The organism is Pseudomonas sp. 43(2021) (genome assembly GCF_017490805.1).
GTDB lineage: Bacteria > Pseudomonadota > Gammaproteobacteria > Pseudomonadales > Pseudomonadaceae > Aquipseudomonas.
The window spans coordinates 1-446 of the sequence record NZ_JAFGYJ010000523.1; the positions used below are offsets into that span (position 1 = coordinate 1).

The 446-nt window shown below is 62.3% G+C and carries 1 protein-coding gene; it reads right to left on the reverse strand.

Features of this window, described 5'->3' with window-relative positions; all coding sequences use genetic code 11:
• Positions 1 to 42: 42 nt before the first annotated feature.
• Positions 43 to 446: SDR family oxidoreductase (locus J5M71_RS28500; protein ID WP_207839008.1), on the reverse strand; the 404-nt coding region annotated here is incomplete at its 5' end.

Consider the following 446-nt stretch of genomic DNA (forward strand, 5'->3'; position numbering starts at 1 on the left):
GGTTGCAGATGCTGTTGGCATAAAACCTCTCTTTCGGAAATTTCAGATAGTCAGGCTGTCGACCACACCGCCATCAACGCGCAAGGCCGCGCCCGTGGTGGCCGAAGACAGCGGTGAAGCGATATAGGTGACCAGATGCGCCACTTCCGAAACATCCGCCACGCGCTGGATGATCGAAGTCGGACGGGCCTTGCGCACAAAGGCGTCGGCTTCGTCGCGCAGGTCGCGCCCGGATTCGGCGGCCGCGTCTCTGAGCATGTCCTGCAGGCCATCGGTGAAAGTCGGTCCCGGCAGGATCGCATTGACCGTGACCCCGGTGCCAGCCAGACGTTTGGCCAAGCCGTGGGACACCGCGAGGTTGGCGCTTTTGGTCACGCCGTAATTGAGCATGTCAGCCGGCGTCGCCACCCCGGATTCCGATGACAGAAAGATCACCCGGCCCCAAC